The 24,530-nt window shown below is 63.2% G+C and carries 20 protein-coding genes; 17 read left to right on the top strand and 3 right to left on the bottom strand.

Annotated elements, in window-relative coordinates; genetic code table 11:
* Positions 1 to 5: 5 nt before the first annotated feature.
* The gene (phnF, locus tag HPQ64_RS04565) at positions 6 to 752 is read right to left on the bottom strand and encodes a phosphonate metabolism transcriptional regulator PhnF (RefSeq protein WP_172887165.1); all 747 of its coding nucleotides are present in this window, start codon (positions 750 to 752) and stop codon (positions 6 to 8) included.
* Positions 753 to 1,040: 288 nt separating this feature from the next.
* Between phnF and phnG the strand changes: the two genes are divergently transcribed.
* The 9 genes from phnG (at position 1,041) to phnN (ending at position 8,239) form a co-directional block, all read left to right on the top strand.
* On the top strand, positions 1,041 to 1,523 hold the full coding sequence (gene phnG, locus HPQ64_RS04560) for a phosphonate C-P lyase system protein PhnG (RefSeq protein ID WP_172887164.1): 483 nt from the start codon (positions 1,041 to 1,043) through the stop codon (positions 1,521 to 1,523).
* The gene (phnH, locus tag HPQ64_RS04555; protein ID WP_172887163.1) at positions 1,523 to 2,143 is read left to right on the top strand and encodes a phosphonate C-P lyase system protein PhnH; all 621 of its coding nucleotides are present in this window, start codon (positions 1,523 to 1,525) and stop codon (positions 2,141 to 2,143) included. The genes phnG and phnH overlap by 1 nt, the downstream gene beginning before the upstream one ends.
* A 3-nt stretch (positions 2,144 to 2,146) precedes the next feature.
* Positions 2,147 to 3,268 (top strand): carbon-phosphorus lyase complex subunit, encoded by a 1,122-nt coding sequence (locus HPQ64_RS04550; protein ID WP_172887162.1) that lies wholly within the window; start codon positions 2,147 to 2,149, stop codon positions 3,266 to 3,268.
* Positions 3,265 to 4,182, top strand: coding sequence for an alpha-D-ribose 1-methylphosphonate 5-phosphate C-P-lyase PhnJ (locus tag HPQ64_RS04545; RefSeq protein ID WP_172887161.1), 918 nt, complete (start codon positions 3,265 to 3,267; stop codon positions 4,180 to 4,182). The genes HPQ64_RS04550 and HPQ64_RS04545 overlap by 4 nt, the downstream gene beginning before the upstream one ends.
* Positions 4,179 to 4,973 carry a phosphonate C-P lyase system protein PhnK gene (phnK, locus tag HPQ64_RS04540; RefSeq protein WP_172887160.1) on the top strand — a complete coding sequence of 265 codons (795 nt, stop codon included), beginning with the start codon at positions 4,179 to 4,181 and terminating at the stop codon, positions 4,971 to 4,973. Before HPQ64_RS04545 ends, phnK begins: the two co-directional genes overlap by 4 nt.
* 2 nt (positions 4,974 to 4,975) lie before the next feature.
* Positions 4,976 to 5,677 carry a phosphonate C-P lyase system protein PhnL gene (gene phnL / locus HPQ64_RS04535; RefSeq protein ID WP_172887159.1) on the top strand — a complete coding sequence of 234 codons (702 nt, stop codon included), beginning with the start codon at positions 4,976 to 4,978 and terminating at the stop codon, positions 5,675 to 5,677.
* Between the two features lie 100 nt (positions 5,678 to 5,777).
* On the top strand, positions 5,778 to 6,509 hold the full coding sequence (locus tag HPQ64_RS04530; protein WP_172887158.1) for a DUF1045 domain-containing protein: 732 nt from the start codon (positions 5,778 to 5,780) through the stop codon (positions 6,507 to 6,509).
* The gene (locus tag HPQ64_RS04525; protein WP_172887157.1) at positions 6,502 to 7,641 is read left to right on the top strand and encodes an alpha-D-ribose 1-methylphosphonate 5-triphosphate diphosphatase; all 1,140 of its coding nucleotides are present in this window, start codon (positions 6,502 to 6,504) and stop codon (positions 7,639 to 7,641) included. The genes HPQ64_RS04530 and HPQ64_RS04525 overlap by 8 nt, the downstream gene beginning before the upstream one ends.
* 4 nt (positions 7,642 to 7,645) lie before the next feature.
* On the top strand, positions 7,646 to 8,239 hold the full coding sequence (phnN, locus tag HPQ64_RS04520) for a phosphonate metabolism protein/1,5-bisphosphokinase (PRPP-forming) PhnN (protein ID WP_172887156.1): 594 nt from the start codon (positions 7,646 to 7,648) through the stop codon (positions 8,237 to 8,239).
* On the opposite strand, the gene HPQ64_RS20690 is transcribed toward phnN, so the two are convergent.
* The gene (locus HPQ64_RS20690) at positions 8,233 to 11,148 is read right to left on the bottom strand and encodes an AsmA family protein (RefSeq protein ID WP_172887155.1); all 2,916 of its coding nucleotides are present in this window, start codon (positions 11,146 to 11,148) and stop codon (positions 8,233 to 8,235) included. The genes phnN and HPQ64_RS20690 overlap by 7 nt on opposite strands.
* Before the next feature lie 442 nt (positions 11,149 to 11,590).
* Between HPQ64_RS20690 and HPQ64_RS04510 the strand changes: the two genes are divergently transcribed.
* From HPQ64_RS04510 to HPQ64_RS04500, 3 genes are all read left to right on the top strand, one after another.
* Complete coding sequence (locus HPQ64_RS04510; protein WP_172887154.1) at positions 11,591 to 12,079, top strand: tellurite resistance TerB family protein; 489 nt, start codon at positions 11,591 to 11,593, stop codon at positions 12,077 to 12,079.
* Between the two features lie 85 nt (positions 12,080 to 12,164).
* A complete protein-coding gene (locus tag HPQ64_RS04505; protein ID WP_210260089.1) occupies positions 12,165 to 12,923 on the top strand; it encodes a glutamine amidotransferase in 759 nt (252 codons plus the stop codon).
* 41 nt (positions 12,924 to 12,964) lie between these two features.
* On the top strand, positions 12,965 to 13,486 hold the full coding sequence (locus HPQ64_RS04500) for an O-acetyl-ADP-ribose deacetylase (protein ID WP_172887152.1): 522 nt from the start codon (positions 12,965 to 12,967) through the stop codon (positions 13,484 to 13,486).
* 39 nt (positions 13,487 to 13,525) lie between these two features.
* Here HPQ64_RS04500 and pyc read toward each other — a convergent pair whose 3' ends face one another.
* The gene (gene pyc, locus HPQ64_RS04495) at positions 13,526 to 16,969 is read right to left on the bottom strand and encodes a pyruvate carboxylase (RefSeq protein ID WP_172887151.1); all 3,444 of its coding nucleotides are present in this window, start codon (positions 16,967 to 16,969) and stop codon (positions 13,526 to 13,528) included.
* Between the two features lie 769 nt (positions 16,970 to 17,738).
* Between pyc and HPQ64_RS04490 the strand changes: the two genes are divergently transcribed.
* From HPQ64_RS04490 to HPQ64_RS04470, 5 genes are all read left to right on the top strand, one after another.
* Positions 17,739 to 20,906, top strand: coding sequence for a helicase-related protein (locus tag HPQ64_RS04490; protein ID WP_210260088.1), 3,168 nt, complete (start codon positions 17,739 to 17,741; stop codon positions 20,904 to 20,906).
* Between the two features lie 12 nt (positions 20,907 to 20,918).
* A complete protein-coding gene (locus tag HPQ64_RS04485) occupies positions 20,919 to 21,308 on the top strand; it encodes a S4 domain-containing protein (protein ID WP_172887150.1) in 390 nt (129 codons plus the stop codon).
* Between the two features lie 280 nt (positions 21,309 to 21,588).
* Positions 21,589 to 21,927 (top strand): ferredoxin FdxA, encoded by a 339-nt coding sequence (gene fdxA / locus HPQ64_RS04480; protein ID WP_172888506.1) that lies wholly within the window; start codon positions 21,589 to 21,591, stop codon positions 21,925 to 21,927.
* Positions 21,928 to 22,318: 391 nt separating this feature from the next.
* The gene (locus HPQ64_RS04475) at positions 22,319 to 22,918 is read left to right on the top strand and encodes a CarD family transcriptional regulator (RefSeq protein WP_172887149.1); all 600 of its coding nucleotides are present in this window, start codon (positions 22,319 to 22,321) and stop codon (positions 22,916 to 22,918) included.
* A 705-nt stretch (positions 22,919 to 23,623) separates the two neighbouring features.
* Positions 23,624 to 24,499 (top strand): RNA polymerase factor sigma-32, encoded by an 876-nt coding sequence (locus HPQ64_RS04470; protein ID WP_172887148.1) that lies wholly within the window; start codon positions 23,624 to 23,626, stop codon positions 24,497 to 24,499.
* The last annotated feature ends 31 nt before the right edge of the window (positions 24,500 to 24,530 follow it).

Genomic DNA, 24,530 nt, shown 5'->3' with positions numbered 1-24,530 from the left:
TGCAGTCAGTTTTCGACCACAAGCTGCATGCGCGCGGCAACGAGGCGGGACTGCGTCAGGTGGCTCGGGCGGCCGTCTGGCTCGGCGTTGAGCGCCTCGACCACGAGGACAGGCTGGCCCACGGCGATCTCCAGAAGCTTCGCCTCCTCCGGGTCCACGATCTCCGCCGAAATCCGTGTTTCCTTGCGCCGGTAATCGCCAGCGCCTGCGCGCTCAAGCGCAATGGTGACGCTGCCCGTCTCGACGAAATCGGCTGCCAGGTTCGGGAATCTTGCGCGGTCGAACCAGCTGCTCGAGCGGGTAAGCGGGATGCCATCGGCATCGCCGATGGTCTCGATGCGCAGGAGCGGCGTGCCTTCCGCAACGCCAAGCCGTTCCGCGATATAGGCGCTCGCGGGCTCGACGGTGGAAGACAGAAGCCGGCCATGCGGCTCCCGCGACTGGGCGGCGATTATTTCCGAAAAGCGGGTACGTGGCGAGATGGGGTAGTCGATCAGCCTGTCGGCGACGAAAGTGCCGCGCCCCTGATCGGCGCGCAGAAGGCCGTCCGCCGTCAGGCTGGCGATAGCACGGCGCACGGTATGCCTGTTCACGCCGAAACGCGCGGCAAGGTCCGTTTCCGTCGGCAGTTTTCCGCCGTTGGCGCCGAGACGGCCCGACAGGATTTCGGCGCGAAGCTGCTCGGCGATCTGCCGCCAGATCGCCACGCCGCTACCGCGCTCGATTTCGGGTTTTTCCGCTCCGCTCGTCATTGGCCTGTCATAGAGGGGCTGGACCAAAATGCAAATTCGTCTATACAAATAGACAAATCAGATCGACGGTGGTAGGGGGTATGGAAATTCAGGGGGAGGATGAGGCGTTGTTCAAATCCGGCGCTTCGGCACCCTCACCCTTCGAGGGCGAGGGATAGGGAAGAGTTCGCATCTTCCGCCTGAGCGCCTGCCGAATTTCTATACCTTTCGGCAAGCCCTTGGGCTCAATCCGAATAAACCGAAAGTCGTTCGCATAGAGCGCGACCTGACGCAGGAAAGAGAAACGGCATGAGCGAGGCACGGGATGACGACGCCGCGCCGAAAAAAATGGGCGATCCGCGCCGCAAGGCCGTGATGGCGCTGCTGGCGCGTAGCGACACGGAGCGGCTGGCGAATGCCTGGGAAGCGCTTTCGAACAAGCCGGCCTTCCGCACGCTGCGCGCGCCCGAAACCGGCCTTGTGATGATGCGCGGGCGCGCGGGCGGCGGTGGACGGCCCTTCAACCTCGGCGAGGCGACGGTGACGCGCGCCGTTGTCACGATCGAAAGCGGAGAGACCGGCTATTCCTACGCGCTCGGCCGCGACCGCAAGAAAGCGCTCTATGCCGCCCTGTTCGACGCGCTCTGGCAGACGGAAAAGCACCGCGACGAAGTGGAACGCGGCCTGATTGCCCCGCTTGCCGAAGACCTTGAGGCCGCCGACGCGACAGCGCGCGCCGAAACGGCGGCGACCAAGGTCGATTTCTTCACCATGGTTCGCGGAGAGGACTGATGAGCGCACTGCTTGAAGCCGCAGCGCCGCTTCCGGGCCTGCCCGACCCGGTGCACGATTCCCAGGCGACTTTCCGGACGGTGATGAACGCGCTGGCCCGGCCCGGCCAGCCGCAAAAGCTCGACACGGGCGATTTTAAAGCCCCCGCACCCCTTTCGAACACGGCGGCGGCTATCGCGCTTTCTCTAGTCGACTACGACACGCCGGTCTGGCTCGATTCCGCGCTTGCCGGGTCTTCGGAAGTCAGGCAGTTCCTGCGCTTTCACACAGGCTGCCCGATCACCGCCGACCGGGGTGAGGCGAGCTTCGCGCTCATCAGCGACGCGGAGCGCATGCCGCCGCTTGCAAGCTTCAACCAGGGCACGCTCGAATATCCCGACAGGTCCACGACGATCATCGCCATGGTCGACAGGCTGACGGGGCCGAAGGCCGTGACACTTTCCGGTCCCGGCCTGAAGACACCTGCCGGCTTTGGCGCAAACCCCCTGCCGCTTTCCTTCTGGGCGGAGCTCGCCACGATCCACGCGCAGTTTCCGCGCGGCGTCGACATGCTCTTCGTCACCAAAAAGCAGGTTGCCGGACTGCCGCGCTCAACCCGCATCGAAACAAAGGACCGCTGAGCGATGTATGTTGCCGTCAAGGGCGGAGAAAAGGCGATCCGCAACGCACACCGCCTGCTCGCGCACGAGCGGCGCGGCGACCGAGCCGTCCCGGACCTGACACTTGCCCAGATCGTGGAGCAGATGGCGCTTTCGGTCGCCCGCGTGATGGCCGAAGGTTCGCTCTACGACATGGAGCTTGCGGCCCTTGCGATCAAACAGGCGCGCGGCGACCTGATCGAGGCGATCTTTCTGATACGCGCCTACCGCACGACGCTGCCGCGCTTCGGCTACTCCGAGCCTCTGGATACCGCGAAGATGCGCGTGCGAAGGCGGATTTCGGCGACCTACAAGGATCTGCCGGGCGGCCAGCTTCTGGGTCCGACCTTCGATTACACGCACCGCCTGCTCGACTTCAAACTGGCGGCCGAAGGCGGCGAGGCCCCCGGGACGCCGGAACTGGCGGAGGCGGCAGAAGAAGACATGCCGCGCGTGACCGACCTTCTGGGCCATGAAGGCCTGATCGAGCCGGACGTGCCAGAGGGCGAAATTGAAGACAGCGAAACGGGCGACCTGACGCGCGAGCCGCTGTCGTTTCCGGCAGGCCGCGACATCCGCCTGCAGAACCTTGCGCGCGGCGACGAGGGCTTTCTGCTCGCGCTCGGCTATTCCACGCAGCGCGGTTTCGGACGCACGCACCCCTTCGCCGGCGAAATAAGGCTTGGCGAGGTGGAGGTTGAATTCTTCGCCGAGGAACTGGGCTTCGCCGTGCCGCTGGGGCGGATTTCGGTAACCGAATGCCAGATGATCAACCAGTTCCAGGGTTCGGCGAAAGCGCCGCCGCAGTTTTCGCGCGGATACGGCCTTGTCTTCGGGCAAGGCGAACGCAAGGCGATGAGCATGGCGCTGGTCGACCGGGCGCTGCGCTCCCGCGAGCTTGGCGAGGAAGGCGGCGCGCCCGCGCAGGACGAGGAATTCGTGCTGTCCCACTCCGACAACGTGCAGGCGACCGGCTTCGTGGAACACCTGAAGCTGCCGCATTACGTGGACTTTCAGGCAGAACTTGCGCTTGTCCGGCAAATGCGCCGCGAGTGGGAAGAGCGAAACCGGAAGGACAAGGCCGACGCACAGGAGGCGGCGGAATGAACGCTCAGGCGGACACCGCCACCCAGGCGGGCGAGGGCGAATACAACTTCGCCTATCTGGACGAGCAGACGAAACGCATGATCCGCCGGGCGATCCTGAAGGCTATCGCCGTGCCGGGATACCAGGTGCCGTTCGCCTCAAGAGAAATGCCCATGCCCTACGGCTGGGGTACGGGCGGGGTGCAGGTGACGGCCTCCATCCTGGGCCGGGACGATGTGCTGAAAGTCATCGACCAGGGATCCGACGACACGACGAACGCGGTCTCTATTCGCGCGTTCTTCGAAAAGACGGCGCAAGTCGCGACGACGACGCGAACCGACGAGGCGACGATCATCCAGACACGCCACCGCATTCCCGAAAAGGCGCTCAAGGAAGACCAGATCATCGTCTATCAGGTGCCGATCCCCGAACCCTTGCGCTTTCTGGAGCCGCGCGAAACCGAAACGCGCAAGATGCATGCGCTTGCCGAATATGGCCTGATGCATGTGAAGCTTTACGAGGACATCGCCCGGCACGGGCACATCGCCACCACCTACGCCTACCCGGTGAAGGTGGACGGGCGCTATGTGATGGATCCTTCGCCGACGCCGAAGTTCGACAACCCGAAAATGCACGAAATGGACGCGCTGCAGCTTTTCGGCGCGGGCCGGGAAAAGCGCATTTACGCGATCCCGCCGCATACCGCGGTGGAAAGCCTCGACTTCGAGGATTACCCCTTCGAAATCCAGAAATTCGACCGGCCTTGCGCGATCTGCGGGGCGGAGAACGTCTATCTCGACGAGGTCGTGCTGGACGATCGCGGCGGGCGGATGTTCGTTTGTTCCGATACCGACCACTGCGAGGAACGGCGCGCGGCGGGCCATACGGGCGAGGCTGGCGGAATCCCGCTGAAAGGCGAGGAGACGGCGCGATGAGCGCGAAGCCTTTACCGGACGAAGAGCCGCTTTTGCGCGCAAGCGCGCTGACCCGCCTATACGGCGAAAGGATCGGCTGCCGGGATGTTACCTTCGAGCTTTACCCCGGCGAGGTGCTGGCGATCGTCGGCGAAAGCGGATCGGGCAAGACGACGCTGCTCGATTGTCTTTCGACGCGCCTGGCGCCGACGGCGGGCATCGTCGAATACCGCATGCGCGACGGCACGATGCGCGATCTTTTCCGGCTCACGGAGGCCGAACGCAGGCTTTTGATGCGAACCGACTGGGGCTTCGTGCACCAACATGCCGCCGACGGGCTGCGCATGTCCGTTTCCGCCGGGGCGAACGTCGGCGAACGGCTGATGGCGGTGGGCGAACGCCACTACGGCGACATTCGCGGCACCGCGCTCGACTGGCTTTCGCGGGTGGAGATCGACGAAAGCCGTATCGACGACACCCCGCGCGCCTTTTCCGGCGGCATGCGACAGCGCCTGCAAATCGCGCGAAACCTCGTCACGAACCCGCGCCTCGTCTTCATGGACGAGCCGACCGGCGGGCTCGACGTTTCCGTGCAGGCGCGGCTGCTCGATCTTCTTCGCGGGCTCGTCTCCGATCTCGGGCTTTCGGTTATCATCGTCACGCACGACCTTGCCGTCGCAAGGCTGCTTTCCCACCGCATGATGGTGATGCGGCACGGCAAGGTTATCGAAACAGGGCTGACCGACCGGGTGCTCGACGACCCGCAGGCGCCCTACACCCAGCTACTCGTTTCCTCCATATTGCAGGTTTGACCATGCGCACGAGACTTCGCCTCGCCGATGTCGGCAAAAGCTTCAAGATGCACCTGCAGGAGGGAGCGGAGCTTCCCGTCGTCGCCGACGTCGGTTTCTCCGTCGCCGCCGGAGAATGCGTGGTGCTGGGTGGACCGTCGGGGGCGGGGAAAAGCTCGATCCTCAAGATGATCTACGGCAATTACGCCTGCGAGAAAGGCCGGATCCTTATAACCGCCGACGGCGGGGAGACCGTCGACATCGCGGCCGCGCAACCGCGCCGCATGCTGGCCTTGAGGCGTAGCACCATCGGCTACGTGAGTCAGTTCCTGAAAGTCATTCCCCGCGTGGCGGCGGTGGATATCGTGGCCGAGCCGCTGGTTTCGCAAGGGGCTGCGCGCGACGAGGCGCGGGAAAAGGCGATGACGCTGCTTCGCCGCCTGAATGTGCCCGAGCGACTGTGGCGGCTCGCGCCGGCGACCTTTTCCGGCGGCGAGCAACAGCGCGTCAACATCGCGCGCGGCTTCATCGCCCATTATCCTGTCCTGCTGCTCGACGAGCCGACCGCCTCGCTCGACGCCGAAAACCGGGCCGTGGTGGTGGATCTCGTGCAGGGAAAGAAGGCCGATGGGGTCGCCATGCTCGCCATCCTGCACGATGAGGACGTGCGCGAGAGGATCGCCGACCGGATCATCGACGTAAGCGCCTTCAAGGCGGCGGCGTGACGAAGGGCGCAAAACCGAATTTCATCATGGCGCCGACACGGCGCTGCCACAAGCAAATGGCAAGTCGCGTCGATACGAGGAACACCAACAGGCATTTTCCATGCGTTACGCAATCTATTATACACCACCTCACGACAACCCGCTGACGCGGCTCGGCAGCCATTGGCTCGGCCGCGATGCGTTTTCAGGCGAAAAGTTTACCCAGCCCGCGCTAGAGGAAGTTTCGCGAGAGCGGCTTCACGCGCTCACGCCCGACCCGCGCCGCTATGGCTTCCACGGCACGATGAAGGCGCCGTTTGCGCTGGCCGACGGGCGCAGCGAGGACGAGTTGCGCGACGCTTTCGCCGAATTCTGCGAGCGCATGCCGGCGTTCGACCTTCCGGGCCTTGCCGTCACGAGGCTCGGCTCCTTCCTCGCGCTGACGCCGGCAGCACCCCTTGAAACGCTCGACGTTTTCGCGGCAACCTGCGTGGAAACCTTCGACGCCTTCCGCGCGCCGCTTTCCGACGCGGATCGGGAGCGAAGGCTTGCCTCCGGCCTGTCCGACCGGCAGGCGGCTTATCTCCAGCGCTGGGGCTACCCATATGTTTTCGACGAATTCCGCTTCCATATGACGCTTTCGTCCAGACTGGAGGACGAGCGGGAAGCCGAATGCCTCAAGCGCGACGCGACGCGCTATTTCGCCTCCGTGACCGAACGGCCCCGGGCGTTCGCCAGCCTTGGCCTTTTCGCCGAGCGGGAACGGGGCGGCCCCTTCACCATTATCGACTTCAGGCCGTTGAAGGCCGGAGTGTCGACGCGCGAGGCCCAACAGGGAACCGTAAATGTCTGATCATGTCTTTTTGAACGCCCGGCTCGTCCTCCCCGACGATGTCATCGACGGAAGCCTTTCCACCCGCGACGGCAGGATCGCCGCCCTTGCCACCGGACCTTCGGCGGCCGCCGGCCACGACTGCGAGGGCGACTACCTGCTGCCGGGCCTTGTGGAACTCCACACCGACCACCTGGAAACCCACTATGCCCCGCGACCCAAGGTGCGCTGGAACCCGGTTTCGGCCGTACAGGCGCATGATGCCCAGATCGCCTGTTCCGGCATCACCACAGTGTTCGATGCGCTGCGCATCGGCATGGACCAGGAGGCCGACCTCAAGATCGACGACATGCGGCACCTGGCGGACGCCATCGAGACGGGGCTGGCCGAACACCGCCTGCGGGCCGACCATTTCATCCACCTGCGCTGCGAGGTTTCCTCGTCCGACGTCATGGATGCCTTCGCAAGATTCCACGAAGACCCGCGCGTGCGCCTGATCTCGCTGATGGACCACACGCCGGGCCAGCGCCAGTTCACCTCGCTCGACGCCTACCGTGTCTACTACCAGGGCAAGAGGGGGTTCAACGACGAGCAGATGGAAGCCTATATCGCCAAGCGCCAGGCACAGGCGAGCAAGCTCACCCCGGACAACCGGAAAAACATCGCCGCGAAAGCCGCCAAGCGCGGGATCATCGTCGCAAGCCATGACGACGCGAGCGAAGCGCATGTGGCGGAGGCGGTTGCGCTCGGCACCGCGATCGCCGAATTCCCGACGACGGTGGAGGCCGCGAAAACCTCCCATCACGCAGGTATGAAGGTGCTGATGGGCGCGCCCAATGTGGTGCGCGGCGGCTCGCACTCCGGCAATGTCTCGGCACGGGAACTGGCTGAGGCGGGTTTCCTCGACGTGCTGTCCTCCGACTACATCCCGATGTCGCTCCTGCAGGCGGCTTTCCAGCTTGCCGAGGAGGTGGAGGCGATCACGCTTCCCCGGGCCGTGCGGATGGTGACGAAGACACCCGCCGAGGCGACCGGCCTCGACGATCGCGGCGCGATAGAGGAGGGGCGCAGGGCGGACCTCGTGCAGGTGCGCCTTGTCGGCAACGTTCCGATCGTGCGCGGGGTGTGGCGCGAAGGCCGGAGGGTGGCGTGAGGCGATGAACAAGCTTGCGGAAGAGACCCCGGCGACTGACGGCAGCGGGCGCATCGGGCCGGGGCGTCTCGTGCTTGTCGTCGGCCCGAGCGGAGCCGGCAAGGACACGCTGATGGAGGGCGTGAGGAAGGCCCTTGGCGGCGATCCGGCCTGCCACTTCGTCCGCCGCCTCGTGACGCGCGACGCGGATCCGGGTTCGGAAGATCACGGCACGATCTCCCGGCGGGACTACGAGGCGCTTGCGTCAAACGGCGGCGCAGCGCTCCACTGGGAAGCGCACGGGCACGGCTACGTGCTTCCCGTTGCGCTTGACGCCGATATCCGGGCAGGGAAAACCGTGTTCGCCAACGGATCGCGCAAGATGATCGGCAAGGCCCGCGAAAAATACGAGACAGTTGTCACGCTTCTGATTACCGCGCCACGCGAGGTGCTGGCTGAACGGCTTCTGGCGCGCGGACGGGAAACGCGAGAGGAGATCGCCCGCCGCCTCGACCGCGCCGACCTGGACTATTCCGCAGGTGACGGCGTGATCGCCATAGAGAACACCGGCAGCATTAGCGACGGGGTAAGGCTGATCCTCAAGCGTCTCGGTTACTGAGCGGGAGCGCCCTCCGGCTCAGGCTGCGGCTGCGGTTCCTCGCCGGCATCCTGCCCGGCGCCTTTGCCGATGCCGAACGACCCGAGGAAACCGCGCGGCAGGCCGAAGCCCTGCTCGACCGCCTCAAGCACCTCCTTGTCGTCCACCTTGCCCTCGATCACGTCCTGCACGTCGATGCGCGTGCTGCCGCCCGTGGCACGCTGGATGACGCGGTTCGCGGTATCGGCGAGGGTTTCATCCGGTTTCGCCTTCAAGGCCTCGAACAGCCCGCCGCCAAGCTTTTGAAGCTGCTGGTAGGCGGCCTGCGGATTCTCCAGGATCCCCTCGATATCGGGGTAGATGCGCGGCTTCGCCCAGGGGCCCCGTACGACGACGGGAACGCCGAGGCCGTCAAGCTCGCGCCTCTCGCCCTTTTGCGTCGGCACCGGCGGCTGGCCCTGAAGCGTGGGGACGACCTTCGGCTCGAAACGCCAGTCGAGCATCTTTTCCGGCATGTCGACCGAACCTTCGCCGGTGAGGCGAATGAGCGGCCCCGCCATCGCAAGGTCGGTTGAGCGGGCAATGCCGTTCATCACTTCGAAGGAGGCCGAAAGCTGGGTGAAATCGGTCTTCTGTTCGTCGTTGCCGGCCCAGCCGAGCAGGGTTTCGACGGTGAGCCCGCGCACCATTTTCGGAATATTGATGCCGAGGATCGCGCCGTTCGCGAAGTCGAAGCGCGCCGTGCCGCCAAGGGCGGACACAAGCTCCGCCTCGTTCTTGCCGCGAGCGGAAAGATCGATCGAGGAGGAAACCGTACCCTCCAGCCAGTCGAACCCTGCCAGCGCCTTGAGGAAGGGGCGGGCCTTGAGGCCCGAAAGGGTGAATGTTGCCTGCACGGCGGCGACCTCGCTCGTGCCGTCGAGACGGACTTCTCCCGCACCCGTTCCGCCGTAAATCGCCATTTCCCGAAGGCTCGCCTGAAGGGCGCCCTTGACAATGTCGAGATCGACCCTGCTTTTGCCGACCTCGATATCGCCAAGGCGTATTCCCGCCGCGCTCAGATCGAGATCCGCGTCAACGGCCCCAAGGCCCGAGAAATCGACCGGATCGCGGCTCCAAGTCTCTTCACCGCCGGGAACGCGGGCCGCCACCCGTTTCGACCGGCCTGCATCGGGCGAGGCTTTCCGCTCGAGATAGGGGTCGAGAACAAGCGCATCGACGGCAAGTCTTGCCGTAACCTTCGGCGGAGAGGAGAACGCAAGTGCCCCATCGCCCCTGCCCCTGATCTCGTCGAGCTCGAAACTCGCATCAGAAAAGCGGATGTCACGAGCGCCAGCGGCGAGCTTTCCGGCAAAGCGAAAATTCTTCAACCCGCCGCCAGGACCGACGGGACGCCCGAGCCAGGCGGCAAGCCCGCGCAGGTTCGGCGTCGAAAACAGAACGTCGCCGTCGATCGCGCCGTCAAGCGACGCGGCCCCATCGAAGCCGACCGACGCACGATCGCCGGAAAGCGTAAGCTTTACCGGTGCGCCGAGCCCGGCAAGCATGGGCGCGGGCGTTGCCGAACCTTTCAACGTGAAGGCTTCCCCACGCCAGCCGAGCCCGCCGGAAACGGAGACCGGCTTGTCGAACCCGTCGAAAACGATGTCGACCGCGATATCCTCGATCCGGTCTGCCGCCTCATCGCCACCCAGCGCACGGCCAAGGCCAAGGCCCGAAAGCGAGCCACGTTCGAGATCGATGCGGCCGTTCACATCCAGCGAGCCGAGCAGGCTCGCCTGATCCGCGCCCGCACCGCGCACCGCGATATCGGCCGAAATGGTGCCGGATGCCGCCTCCGAACGCCCGGCGAGCACCAGAGCGTCGGCAAGATCGATGCCGGAGGCTTCAATCCGGGCGGCGAAGCTCGGCACGGGCTGACCAAGCTCGATACGGCCGGAGCCGGTTGCGGCGACCTCGCCGATCCCGGCCATTACTTCGCTGACCGTCACACGATCCGCGGACGCCCCGACTTTCGCGGTAAAGGCGAATGCACCGGGATCCGCCGGCGGAGATAACCCGGCAGCCCGCAGAAGCGCCAGGGAGGAATCCCCATCGCCCTCTATTTCCAGGTCCGCAGAAGGCGCGCCGGAGACGGTGCCGGCAACGGTGAATTCGCTTTCAAGCACCTTCAGAGCAAGCTCGACCGCCGAAGATCCGCCCTTCGACAACGCGAGCGGCGCGGCGATTTCGCCCTCCGTCTGCAGCCTGATACCGTCATACGTGAAGGCGCCGGAAAGGCTGGCCGGGCCGTCCAGCGCGGGCAGGGCAAGCTCCAAATTCGCATCTTCCAGCCTGTAGCGGCTGCGCTTTCGCGCATCCGCATAGGTGATCGTGGCGTTTTCGATGGTCAGCCTGTCAACGCCGATGCGCTGAAGAAACGGAGCGGAGGCTCCGTCCTCGCTTTTCGGCACGGTCTCCGCCGCTTCGCCGCCGGGGGCGCCCTCTTCGCCGTTTCCATTGGCCTTGACCGCGACATTCCAGCGATCGTCGAAAGGAAAGCGGCGGCGCGGCGCCCAGCTCGTGACACCGTCCGGGCCGATTTCGAGAAGGATTTCAGGATTTTCCAGATCGATATGGGTGATCTGAACGCGCCCGCCGAAGAGCGCCCCCCAGGACAGGCCGAAATCGATCCGCCCGACCTTGGCGAATTCCACACCGTCGGCGCCCGCCGCCCCCGATATGCCGACGTTTTCGGCGATCAGGCCGAAACCGGGCACGAGCGAAAGGTTCACATCGCCGTCAAGGCGCAAGCGCCAGCCCGTCGTCTCCTCGAACCTTGCCACCACTTCCCGCCGGATCGCATCCTTCGGAAGGAGGAAAGGCACCACGATAACAACGAGTGCAAAGACCAGAAGGATGCCGGCAAGCCCGGCGAAGAGGCGCTTCACGTAAGACCTCCAGAATACAGAATCAGCGACATTCTAAGGCAAAGCGTGGCCTTATGGTGACATCTTGAAGCGCCCATGCATATACATTCGCGCCAAGGGAACCTATATCCAAGGCCGCAGTGAGCATTTAACGATTTGCAGCGCCGTCGTAAAAATGCGCCATGTTAAGGAGCAAGGAGGAAGAACATGCCAGGCATATTCGACGCCGAGCGACGACAAGATGGCACTTTTTCCCTGCGGCCCGAACGGGTTGGGTCAAAATCGCTTCTGAATATGGCGCAAATGCTCGAAAGTGAACGGCACTGTCTTGCGCTTTGCGTCTGTTCAGAAACGATTTTGGCCTCCAACGCTGCTGAACATCAAATCCTCACTGCGACCTAGTGCAGCCGTTTGACGCAACGGCACCATGGCGACAAGATATGCGCTCGGACAGGGAAGGGCCATGCTCACATCGATCAAGCGTTTCATCAAGCAGGTTACCTACGGCGAAAGCGATAGCCTCGTCTTTCAGGAGGACGACCACAGGCTCGCGGCGGCGGCGTTGCTCGTGCATATCATCGCGGTGGACGGCATTGTCGACGATTCGGAGCGGGAAACGCTGAAAAAGGTCCTTAAATCGGCCTACAAGCTGACCGACGACATGGCGGGCGAGCTGATCCGCGAAGCGCATCAACGCGACAGCGAGGCGGTCGACCTTTATGGCTTCACCTCGGTTCTCAAACGCAAACTCGACAGCGAGGAGCGCCTCAAGGTCGTGGAGATGATGTGGGAACTCGTCTATGCCGACGGAATGGTGCATGAATTCGAGGACAACACCATCTGGCGCGTGGCCGAACTTCTCGGCGTTTCCTCGCGCGACCGCCTTTCGCTGCGGCGCAAGGTGGCCGGCGAACAGGACTTGAACCTGAACGGGAGCGAGGACGACGAATAGCGCTGTCCGGCCCACGTTCCACCACCCTGTGGCGATCTCCCGAATGGGTCTGGACCGGAAAAATTGCGGCGATATACTCCGGTCCATGTTTCTTGATCCCAAAGACCTTGCCGGCCGCCCCAAGATACTCACCATCCTTCACCAGGAGCATTCGACACCAGGCCGCGTCGGCCAGGAGCTTCTGAAAAGAGGGTTCGCCCTCGACATCCGCAAACCCCGTTTCGGCGACACTTTGCCTGAATCGCTGAAGGACCATGCGGGTGCCGTCATCTTCGGCGGGCCGATGAGCGCCAACGACACCGACGCCTTCATTCAGCGCGAGATCGACTGGATCGACGTGCCGCTGAGGGAGGAAAAGCCGTTCTTCGGCATCTGCCTCGGCGCGCAGATGCTGGTGAGGAATCTTGGCGGGCATGTGGGAAGCCATGACGACGGGCTTGTCGAGATCGGCTATTACGACATCACCCCGACGGATGCCGGCAAGGCGCTCATGAAATGGCCGAAGAAGGTCTACCAGTGGCACCGCGAGGGCTTCGAGCTGCCGAAGGGAGCCGAACTTCTGGCCGGCAGCGAAACCTACCCCAACCAGGCGATCCGCGTCGGCAGGAATGCCTTTGGCATACAGTTCCACCCCGAGCTTACCTACAAGATGATGGTGCGCTGGACGACGCACGGTGCGCCGCGCATGGACCTGCCCGGCGCGCGCCAGCGGCGCGACCATTTCTCCGGCCGCTTCGTCTTCGATCCGCCGCTGAAGACCTGGCTCGACAATTTCCTGGATCTGTGGATCGGCACGGCCGAAAAGCCGGCACAGGCCAACGAAATGCGCGAAGCGGCGGAGTAAGGCCGCTCCACTTTCAAACTGGCTGAAGGGAGGGCGCAGTGATGCGAGACCGCCTTTCCGTCGTCGTCGGCGACATCACCAAGCTTGAGGTCGACGCCATCGTCAACGCCGCCAACGAGCAGCTCTTGCGTGGCGGCGGCGTGGACGGCGCGATCCACCGCGCGGCGGGGCCGGAACTGCAGGAAGAATGCCGCAAGATCGGCGGATGCCCGACCGGCGAAGCACGGATCACCAGGGGATACCGCCTGCCCGCACGCTACGTGATCCACACCGTCGGCCCGGTCTGGCACGGCGGAAACAAGGGCGAGGCCGACCTTCTGGCCGCCTGCTACCGAAACTCCATCTTGCTTGCCAATGCCCATGGGCTTTCGAGCATGGGTTTTCCGGCGATCTCGACCGGCATTTACGGCTATCCGGCGGATGAGGCGGCGGCGATCGCCGTGAGGGCGACCATGGATGCACTGCCGGAGCCTGGGGCCAGCCCGGATAAAGTGATCTTCTGCTGCTTTTCGGAAGAAAGCGCCGCGCATCATCGAGCAGCGCTGGATGCAATCCTCCAGTAGGAAAACGCGGGCGATGAACACCCGCACCTTTCGTCAGTTTCAACCCGCAATGACGACCAGAAGGTCCTTGGCGTCGATCTGCACGCCCGGCTCAACGAGAACTTCCGCGACCTTGCCGTCCTTTTCCGCATGAAGGGCCGTTTCCATCTTCATCGCCTCGATGGAGACCAGAACGTCGCCCGCCTTGATCTCCTGCCCCGGCTTGACCGCGACCGTGGAAATGACGCCCGGCATCGGCGCGCCGATGTGGGCGGGATTGCCCTCTTCCGCCTTGCGACGCGCAGCCGCCGCATCCGCACCATGCGCACGATCCGGCACCTTCACGTTGCGCGGCTGGCCGTTCAACTCGAAGAAGACCTTCACCTGGCCCTTCTCGTCGGTCTCGCCGATCGCCTGGCAACGCACGACGAGCGTTTTTCCCGGTTCAAGGTCGACCAGAATTTCCTCGCCCGCCTCAAGCCCGTAGAAATAGACCGGCGTGGGCAGGACCGACGTCGGCCCGTAGGTCTCCTGCGCCTTCATGAAATCGGTGAAGACCTTGGGGTACATGAGGTAGGAGGCAAGGGCGGCGTCATCGATGTCGACGCCGGTTTTCTCCGCCGCCTCCTTGCGCCGCGCCTCGAGATCGTCATCCTCAAGCAGCGAACCCGGACGCACCGTGATCGGCTTTTCGCCCTTCAGCACCTTCTTCTGAATACCTTCCGGCCAGCCGCCGGGTGACTGACCGAGATCGCCGCGCATGAGCTGAACGACGCTGTCGGGGAAGGCGACATCCTTCTTCGGATCGAGGACATCGTCAGGCGTGAGACCCTGGCTCACCATCATCAGCGCCATGTCGCCGACGACCTTGGACGACGGCGTGACCTTGACGATGTCGCCGAACATGAGGTTTGCGTCGTGATAGGCCTGCGCGACATCGTGCCAGCGGGTGTCGAGGCCGAGCGAGCGGGCCTGCTCCTTCAGGTTGGTGAACTGGCCGCCCGGCATCTCGTGCAGGTAAACCTCCGAAGCGCCGGATTTCAGGTCGCTTTCGAAGGCGCGGTACTGGTTGCGCACCGCTTCCCAATAAAAGGAAATCTCGCGGATCGCCTTCGGGTCGAGCCCGGTGTCGCGGTCCGTGCCGCGAAGCGCTTCGACGATGGAGCCAAGGCAGGGCTGGGAAGTCATGCCCGAGAGCGAATCCATCGCCGCATCCACCGCGTCGACGCCGGATTCGACCGCCGCAAGCACCGTCGCCGCTGAAATGCCCGAGGTGTCATGCGTGTGGAAGTGGATCGGGATGCCGACTTCCTCCTTCAGCGTCTTGAAAAGCACGCGGGCGGCCTGCGGCTTCAGGAGCCCCGCCATATCCTTCACGCCAAGGATATGCGCACCGGCCTTTTCCAGATCCTTTGCCAGCGAAACAAAGTACCGCAGATCGTATTTCGGGCGGGCGCTGTCGAGGATATCGCCCGTGTAGCAGAGCGTACCCTCGCAAAGCTTTCCCGCCTCGCGCACCGCATCCATCGACACGCGCATGTTCTCGACCCAGTTCAGACAGTCGAACACGCGGAAAAGATCGACGCCGTTTTCGGCAGCCTGCGCGACGAAGAATTTCACGACGTTATCGGGATAATTGGTGTAGCCGACGCCGTTCGCCCCGCGCAGCAGCATCTGCAGGAGAACGTTCGGCACCTTTTCGCGGATAAGGCGCAAACGCTCCCACGGGTCTTCGGTCAGGAAGCGCATGGCGACATCGAAGGTCGCGCCGCCCCAGCATTCAAGCGAGAAAAGCTGCGGCAGGGCGGAGGCGTAGGCATCCGTTATGCGCAAAATATCGAAGGTGCGCATGCGGGTGGCGAGCAGCGACTGGTGGCTGTCGCGCATGGTCGTATCGGTAATGAGCGCGCGCGTCTCGCCCTTCATCCAGTCCGCGAAACCTTCCGGCCCCAGCTCGTCGAGAAGCTGGCGCGTGCCGCTCGCAGGTTTCGCGTCATATCGCGGCACCTGCGGGGCGGCGGCTTCGGCCAACGGGCGCAGGCGGTCGCGCGTTTCGGGATGGCCGTTCACCGTCACATCCGCGATATAGGTGAGAAGCTTCGTCGCCCGGTCCTTGCGGCGGACCTGCTCGAAAAGTGCCGGCGTCTCGTCGATGAAGCGGGTGGTGTAGTTGTTCGACCGGAAATCCGGATGGCCGATGATGTTTTCCAGGAACACCAGGTTGGTGGCGACGCCGCGGATGCGGAATTCGCGCAGCGCGCGATCCATGCGCTGTGCGGCCTCTTCCGCCGTCGGCGCCCAGGCGGTGACCTTTTCAAGCAGCGGATCGTAGAACCGGGTGATGACCGCGCCCGAATAGGCCGTGCCGCCGTCAAGCCGGATGCCGAAGCCGGTCGCGCCGCGATAAGCGGTGATGCGGCCGTAATCGGGAATGAAATTCTGTTCCGGGTCTTCCGTCGTGATGCGGCACTGGAGCGCGTGGCCGTTCAGCCGGATGTCGCCTTGAGCTGGAATGCCGGAACCCGGATCGCCGATGATCGCGCCGGAGGCGACGCGGATCTGCGCCTTGACGATGTCGATGCCCGTCACCTCTTCGGTGACCGTATGCTCGACCTGGATGCGGGGGTTGACCTCGATGAAATAGACCTTGCCCGTGTCGGCATCCATCAGGAATTCGACCGTGCCGGCGCCGACGTAGTCCACCGCCTCGCCGATCTTCAGGCCGTAGGCGCAAAGCTCCTCGCGCTTTTCGGCATCGAGATAGGGAGCGGGCGCGCGCTCAACGACCTTTTGATGGCGGCGCTGGATGGAGCAGTCACGCTCGAAGAGGTGAACCAGATTTCCGTGGCGGTCTCCCAGGATCTGCACCTCGACGTGGCGCGCGCGCTCCACGAGCTTTTCCAGATAGACCTCGTCCTTGCCAAAGGCGGCCTTGGCCTCGCGTTTCGCCGCCGTGACGTCGCGGGCAAGCTCCTTCTCGTCCCGGATCACGCGCATGCCGCGCCCGCCGCCGCCCCAGGACGCCTTGAGCATGACCGGATAGCCGATGTAGGCGGCGAGCTTCTTCACCGTCTCCATATCGTCGGGCAGCGGATCGGTCGCCGGCATGACCGGCACGCCGGCATCGAGCGCGATGTTGCGCGCCGAAACCTTGTTGCCCAGCGCACGCATCGTTTCCGGCCGGGGGCCGATGAAGACGATGCCGTTCTCCTCGCAAGCCTCGACGAACTCCGGACTTTCGGAAAGCAGCCCGTAACCCGGGTGTATGGCGTCCGCGCCCGAAAGCTTCGCCACCCGCATGATCTCGTCGATGGACAGATAGGCCTCGATCGGGCCAAGCCCGGCACCGATCTGATAGGCCTCATCCGCCTTGAAACGGTGCAGCGCCAGCTTGTCCTGCTCCGCGAAGACGGCAACCGTCTTCATGCCAAGTTCGTTTGCCGCGCGGAACACGCGAATGGCGATTTCAGACCGGTTGGCGACGAGAATCTTGCGAATGGCCAAAGGCGTCCTCCCATACGAACAAAAATAACGTCGCGGACCTTCTACTAAAGGATAGGTCCCAAGGGAAGCGCCGCACAATTTTTGGTGCAGAGCAAAAACTTTGTCCGCAAACGAGACAATTTCCTTCGCCGATCCGGAATTGGATTGTTCGACCAGCTTCCCGGAAATCAAAATCTCGTGGCTTCGATCCTGAAACCTACAATTTATCGGCGAACCAAAACCGGAACATTTTACCAACAGCGATTCGTACGGCAGATGTTCCGCATTCCGCCCAATCGTTAACAAGATCCTGTCAGATTTATCGATTCACTTAACGAAAATTTTGCACTTGACCGGTTTCCGACCTGAATCCGCCTGAGCTTGAAAATTCCGCTAAGATTCTGAGCGGATTCACGATTTCGCGCCAAGCCAGCCGCCGCATACAAGATTTCGTAGGGAACGAAAGCGGAATCTCCAAGAGTCTGCGATTCGGTCGGCATTTGTTCCAGACTCGTTCTTTTTACGAGTCTCGTGCCGCCGATTCGCGCAATGCGGGCATTCGCCGGACATGATTCGAGCCACACCGCAACGCGCAACAAAACGCGCAACAATCGGCCAGCGTCCGGACAAGGCGCATCAACGATCCGGAAACCACGGGAAGCGCTTTTGCTTAAAAAGGGGCGCGACACGGCCCGAACCAATATGCTAGGAAACCTGTACGGTAATTCCTCCAAGCGCATTCAGCCGGAACGCAAGTTCGAGCGACAGGCCAAGACGTCACCAGCCCAAAATGTTTCAGTCAGGATATTCGCCGCTACCGCCGGCCGCGCGCGCCCGCACCGTTACCGCCGTTTTGGGGCCGACGAACACGGGCAAGACGCATCTGGCGATCGAACGCATGATCGCACAGCCGTCCGGCCTTATCGGCCTGCCGCTGAGGCTCCTGGCGCGCGAAGTGTTCGGCCGGCTGGTGCAGCGGGTGGGCGCGGATGCCGTCGCGCTGATCACGGGCGAGGAAAAGATCGTCCCGCCGACCCCGCGCTTCTGGGTTTCCACCGTGGAGGCGATGCCGCTCGACCTCGACACGGAGTTTGTCGCGATCGACGAGGTCCAGCTTGCTGGCGACCTTGAACGCGGTCACGTGTTTACAGACCGCCTTCTCAACCTGCGCGGCCGGTCGGAAACGCTGCTTCTGGGCGCGGCGACGGTGCGCCCGCTGCTTGAGAAACTTATCCCCGGCATCAATGTGGTCACGCGACCGCGCATGTCGGTGCTGACCTATGCGGGTTCGAAGAAAATCACACGCCTTCCGAGGCGCTCCGCCGCCGTCGCCTTTTCGGCGAGCGAGGTCTATGCGATCGCGGAACTGATCCGCCGCCAACGCGGCGGAGCCGCCGTCGTTCTCGGCTCGCTGAGCCCGCGCACGCGCAATGCGCAGGTGGAGCTTTTCCAGAACGGCGATGTGGAACACCTCGTGGCGACCGACGCCATCGGCATGGGCCTCAACCTCGATGTCGACCACATCGCCTTTGCCGGCAACCGCAAGTTCGACGGCTATCAATACCGCCAGCTCACGCGCTCCGAGATGGGTCAGATCGCCGGCCGGGCCGGAAGGCACACGCGTGACGGCACATTCGGCGTGACGGGGCGGGTCGACCCGCTCGACAACGAACTGGTGGACGCGCTGGAATGCCACCGCTTCGATGCGCTGAAGGTGCTGCAGTGGCGCAACCCGCAGCTCGATTTCACCTCGCTTGACCGGCTGATACGCTCGCTGGAACAGCCGCCGGGCGAAGAAGGCCTTGCCAAGGCCCCGCCCGCGGAGGACCAGAGCGCGCTGGAACACGCCGCGCGCGACCCCGACATCCGCCGCATCGCCACCTCGCGAGAGCGGATCGAACTTCTGTGGGACGTCTGCCAGGTGCCGGACTACCGTAAGATCGCGCCCGCAAACCATGCGGACCTGATCGCTTCGCTTTACGGTCATATAACGCGGGATGGTGTCATTCCCGACGAGTGGTTCGGCGCGCAGGTTTCCTTCGCCGACCGGATCGACGGGGACATCGACACGCTGGCGAACCGGATCGCCCATATCCGCACATGGACGTTCGTCGCCAACCGCGCGGACTGGCTTGGCGACCCGGCTTATTGGCAAGGCGTCACGCGTAGCATAGAAGACCGTTTATCCGATGCCCTCCATGAAAAGCTAACGCAGCGTTTCGTGGATCGGCGAACCAGCGTATTGATGCGACGTTTGAGAGAAAACGCGATGCTCGAAACGGAGATCAACCAGACCGGCGACGTCCTTGTCGAGGGTCAGCACATCGGCCAGTTGCAGGGTTTCCGGTTCGCGCCGGACGCCGCAGCCGAGGGACCGGACGGCAAGACCGTGCGCGCGGCGGCGCAAAAGGCGCTGGTGAGCGAGATAGAAAGGCGCGCGGAAAAGCTTTCCAAGGCGCCGAACGAGGAATTCGCGCTTTCCACCGACGGGACGATCCGCTGGCAGGGCGAAATCGTGGCGCGGCTGATCGCCGGCGAAACGGTGCTTGCGCCAGGCTTCGTTATCCTTGCCGACGAAACGCTGACGGGGCCGTTGCGCGACAAGGTGCAGGAGCGGATTTCGCTCTGGATCAAGGCGCATATCGGTACGCTATTGAAGCCGCTTCACGACCTGGAGGCGGCAGAAGGCATGGAAGGGCTTGCGCGCGGCGTCGCCTTCCGCATCGTCGAGGGACTCGGCATCCTGGAGCGCCAGGACGTGGCGGAAGACGTGCGCCAGCTCGACCAGGGCGCGCGGGCATCGATGCGCAAACTGGGCGTCCGCTTCGGCGCCTACCACATTTACGTGCCCGCCCTGCTGAAGCCGGCGCCAAGCCAGCTCATCGCCCAGCTTTGGGCGCTCAAGCACGGCGAGCCGGATATGCCCGGCCTCAACGAACTGCCGCAGCTTTCGGCCTCCGGGCGCACGTCGATACCGGTCGATCCCGAAATCTCGCGCGATCTTTTCAAGGTCGTCGGCTTTCGCGTGTGCGGGCCGAGGGCCGTGCGCATCGATATCCTGGAACGGCTGGCCGACCTGATCCGCCCGCTGATCGCCTGGAAGCCGATCGACAAGTCTGTCGAACCGCCGGAAGGCGCGATCGCAGAGGGCGGCGGATTCACCGTGACCGTGGCCATGACATCGCTGCTCGGCTGCGCGGGAGAGGATTTTTCAGCCGTGCTTAGATCGCTCGGCTACCGGTCGAGCCCGCGTGAGGTGACGCGACCGACAAAGGCGAAGCCGGAAGACGGCGCGAGCGCCGAAACGCCCGCATCCGAAGAGAAACCGGCGCAGGAACCGCAACCGGTAAAGGCGGAAGCCCAAAGCGGCGAGGAAACGCCAGAGACCACCGAAGCTGTAACCGATCCGGCCGAAGCGGCATCGCAGGAAGCCGAGGCCCCGCAGACCGAAGAGGCCCCGGCGGCAGCGCAGGAAGAGACGCCTGCGGCATCCGACGCCCCGGCCGAAGCACCGGCTGCCGAAGCGCCCGCCACGGAAACAGCCGCCTCCGAAGGCGCTCTTGCAGAGAGCGCTGAGGGCGAGGACACGGTCATGGAAACCTTGACCGTGGAAGTGTGGCGGCCCGGACGCGGCGACCGACGCTCCAGGAACCGCCAGGAAGGCCAGCGCCAGGCAGGCAGGCATGCGGACGGTGGCACGAGAGACGGCAACGGAGAGGAAGGCCGCGAAAACCGCAACGCCAGGGGCCCGCGCCGAGGCAAACCCGGACGCAGCGGGCCCGGCCACGGGCCAGGCAAGGGCGCGGGCAAGGGCGCGGGCAAGGGCGGCGGCAAGCCCCACTCCGGCCAGCGCAAATCCGCACCGCCCAGGGAAAAGCGTGCCGACCCGGATTCACCTTTCGCGGCACTGGCGGCCTTGAAGGCCGATCTTGAAAAGGGCGGCTCCGGCAAATCGTGACGGGAGTGCGCGGTGAGCGAAGCGGCATCAGCACAGCGCATCGACAAATGGCTTTGGCATGCGCGTGTGACCAAATCGCGCAGTCTGGCCCAAAAGCTCGCCGTTTCAGGCCATGTCCGGCTCAACCGTGAAAAGGTGGACGCGGCCAGCAAGACAGTGAAGGTCGGCGATGTCCTGACCGTCGCTCTGGAACGGCGCGTGCTCGTGTTGAAAATTCTCGCGATCGGAAGCCGGCGCGGCCCCGCAGCCGAGGCCCGGCTTCTATATGAGGATCTTTCGCCCCCGAAACCCGCACGCCCCGCCGGGACCACCCCCGCTGATGGGCGGCGCGAGGCGGGCGCGGGCCGGCCGACAAAGAAGGAACGGCGACAGATAGACGCTTTTCGCCGGTCGGAAGACTGAAATTTCGCTAAAATGCCGCTGGTTAGAATGATTTCGTTTCGAGGCCCGAAAATGTCGCCTCAAGCAGCCTTGCGGGCGCGGCGCAAAGGCGTTACCCAGTCGCCCGACAGGAAACTTTGACACCGGCCCGTCTCATCGGCTTGCTGAAGGCGGGATCGGGGATAAATGACAGATCAGGAGCCGCCCCGCGCGGGAAATCCCGCACCGGGTGCCGCGGTGCGGGCCGGCCCAGAATGCACGCCGGACACCTTCGAGGCGTGGCGTGTACGAGAGGAACGCGATGACCTACATCGTCACCGACAATTGCATCAAGTGCAAATACACCGACTGCGTCGAGGTCTGCCCCGTGGACTGTTTCTACGAGGGCGAGAACATGCTGGTCATCCATCCGGACGAATGCATCGACTGCGGCGTGTGCGAGCCGGAATGCCCCGCAGAGGCGATCAAGCCCGACACGGAGCCGGGCCTGGAAAGCTGGCTTGAGATCAACACCAAATACGCCGCCGAGTGGCCGAACATCACGGTGAAGAAAGATCCGCCGGCCGACGCCAAGGAATTCGACGGCAAGGAAAACAAGTACGAGCAGTATTTTTCGCCGGAACCGGGACAGGGCGACTGACCCGTTAGAATTACCCTACGTAATCTTCAAATGCCGGATCGTCGCAGGCGATTCGGCATCCTCATTTTGACGAAGACTTTGAATTCCACAATTTTTTGTGCTATATAAGTATCACAGTCGATGATAACCGAATCCCCCTCCCAACGGAGGTTTTTTTATGATCGCAATCCGAACCCCGGTTGCGAAGGCGGCTAGGACCGTAAAATCCCCAGGTATGTCGAGGCTCGGAGCTTTTATCGGCTGACCATCGTAAAACGCGGATCCTTCGCGGCAAGCCCACCTGCCGATCGGGATCAATGCGTGTCTTTATCCTTCGGAGCGCCATCGCAAGGACGGCGGCTCTCCTTTCGGCCGATGATGGCCGGCAACTGCGCAGGAGTGACAAAACCATATGGCAACGACCGCTAAGAAGGCCGCGCAGCGACAAGGTTTCAAAACAGGCGAGCATATCGTTTATCCCGCCCATGGCGTGGGACAGATCACAGCAATCGAAGAACAGAATGTGGCAGGCTTCTCCCTCGAACTGCTGGTGATCAGCTTCGAGCAGGACAAGATGACGCTGCGCGTGCCTGTGGCGAAGATTCCGTCCGTCGGCATGCGCAAGCTTTCCGACGCCGCCACCGTGAAGAAAGCGCTGGAAACGGTGCGCGGACGCCCGCGCGTCAAGCGCACCATGTGGAGCCGCCGCGCCCAGGAATACGAGGCGAAGATCAACTCGGGCGACCTTATCTCCATCGCCGAAGTGGTGCGCGATCTCTACCGTTCCGACAGCCAGCCCGAGCAGTCCTATTCCGAGCGCCAGCTCTATGAGGCTGCGCTCGACCGGATGTCGCGCGAAATCGCCGCTGTCAACAAAACCTCAGAGACGGAGGCGGTGCGCCAGATCGAGCAGAACCTGGCCAAATCCGAAAGCCGCAAGGCTGCTGCCGCAGCGGCGGCCGCGGAAACCGATGGCGAGGACGACGAGGACGCCCAGGAAGAAGCCGCCTGAGGCAAAGTTGCGCGAAATCGCCAACGCATTTCAGAAAGCCCGGCAATGCGCCGGGCTTTTTGATTTGGAAAACAGACTACCGGCGCTGCCTGTCTGCCTGCTGAGCGCAGCATGCGGGGAAAACGGCGCCCTGGCGATTTCTGCGATCACGAAAAGGCGCAGAACACCTTAAAGCCCGCCGGCCGGCCGCACGAAAGAGGGTGAGACCGCCATGCGCGAGAAAGAATTTCAAGGTTCAGCGGAGCTATTCGCGACAAATAGCATGCTTTGGTGCCGATTTTCACTTTATTCAATGCAATTGAAGTATCAATTGGACTTGAATTTTCCAGATAATTAATTATCGTCGATGTCCATATTATAATAGTTATGGACTTGAACCGTTATTCATATTACCATTTTAGGATAATAATAATTGAAAATAGGCGCTACAGCTCAAAAAAGCGATAAATACGTTCAATAAGAAACGCTGATGATATCGCACAAAAAATTGTCTTTGAGCTGATCCCTCACGAGACGCATCATTTAACAAGCGCGGAAATGCGCGGTCGACCGGACAAATGCCGGCTGGCGGATCAAGCTTCCGGGACTGTCGCATGCAGGATGTGTGGCTTCCTCCCGCCCGGAGCTGATCCAGGAAACCGGAGACCGCGTAGGACGATCATACACCGACCACAACGAACGCCCGCATGAGGCGAGGAGGTGGTAATGAGTTCAGCACGGATACATGGAAGCCGGAGACAGCTCGTCAAGGCGGCGATGAACGCGCCTTACCTTTCCCGCGAGGAAGAACACGAGCTGGCGCTCAAATGGCGTAACGAAGGCGATCAGGCGTCGCTCGACCGCCTGTCGCTCGCTCACATGCGGCTCGTAATCGCTGTTGCCGCAAAGTACCGGAATTTCGGACTTTCGATGGGAGATCTCATTCAGGAAGGCCATGTCGGCCTGCTGGAGGCGGCGTCGCGCTTCGAGCCCGAACGGGAAGTGCGCTTCTCCACCTATGCGACATGGTGGATACGCGCATCGATCCAGGACTATATCCTTCGCAACTGGTCGATCGTGCGCGGCGGCACATCGTCCACGCAAAAAGCGCTGTTTTTCAACCTTCGCCGGCTTCGCGCGCGCCTCTCGCGCGGGACCTCACGGCTCTCGGAGGACGAGATCCACACGCAGATCGCCGATGCGGTGGGCGTGAAAGTGGGCGACGTGGCGCTGATGAGCGCGCGTCTGTCCGGACCCGACACGTCTCTCAACGCGCCGGTCGTGGAATCCGACGGCCAGAGCGCCGACCGGCAGGATTTCCTTGTCTCGGAAGACCCGCTCCCGGAAGAAACGGTCGGCAACGTGATCGATACGGAGCGGCGGTCGAAATGGCTGCAGAGCGCACTCGGCGTGTTGAGCGAGCGCGAACTGAAGATTGTGCGCGAACGCCGCCTTTCCGAAGAAGGCGCCACGCTGGAGGCGCTTGGCCAGAAGCTCGGCATCTCCAAGGAGCGGGTGCGCCAGATAGAAAACCGCGCACTTGAAAAACTGAAGGATGCCTTGCTCAAGGCGCAGCCGGACAGGATAGCCTATTCCGGCTGAAAAACTCCGAGATAACCGGTAAGAACCAAAC

The organism is Hongsoonwoonella zoysiae (assembly GCF_013266695.1).
GTDB lineage: Bacteria > Pseudomonadota > Alphaproteobacteria > Rhizobiales > Stappiaceae > Hongsoonwoonella > Hongsoonwoonella zoysiae.
Note: the sequence above shows the minus strand (reverse complement) of the source record. Positions and strands in the feature narration are given on the sequence as shown.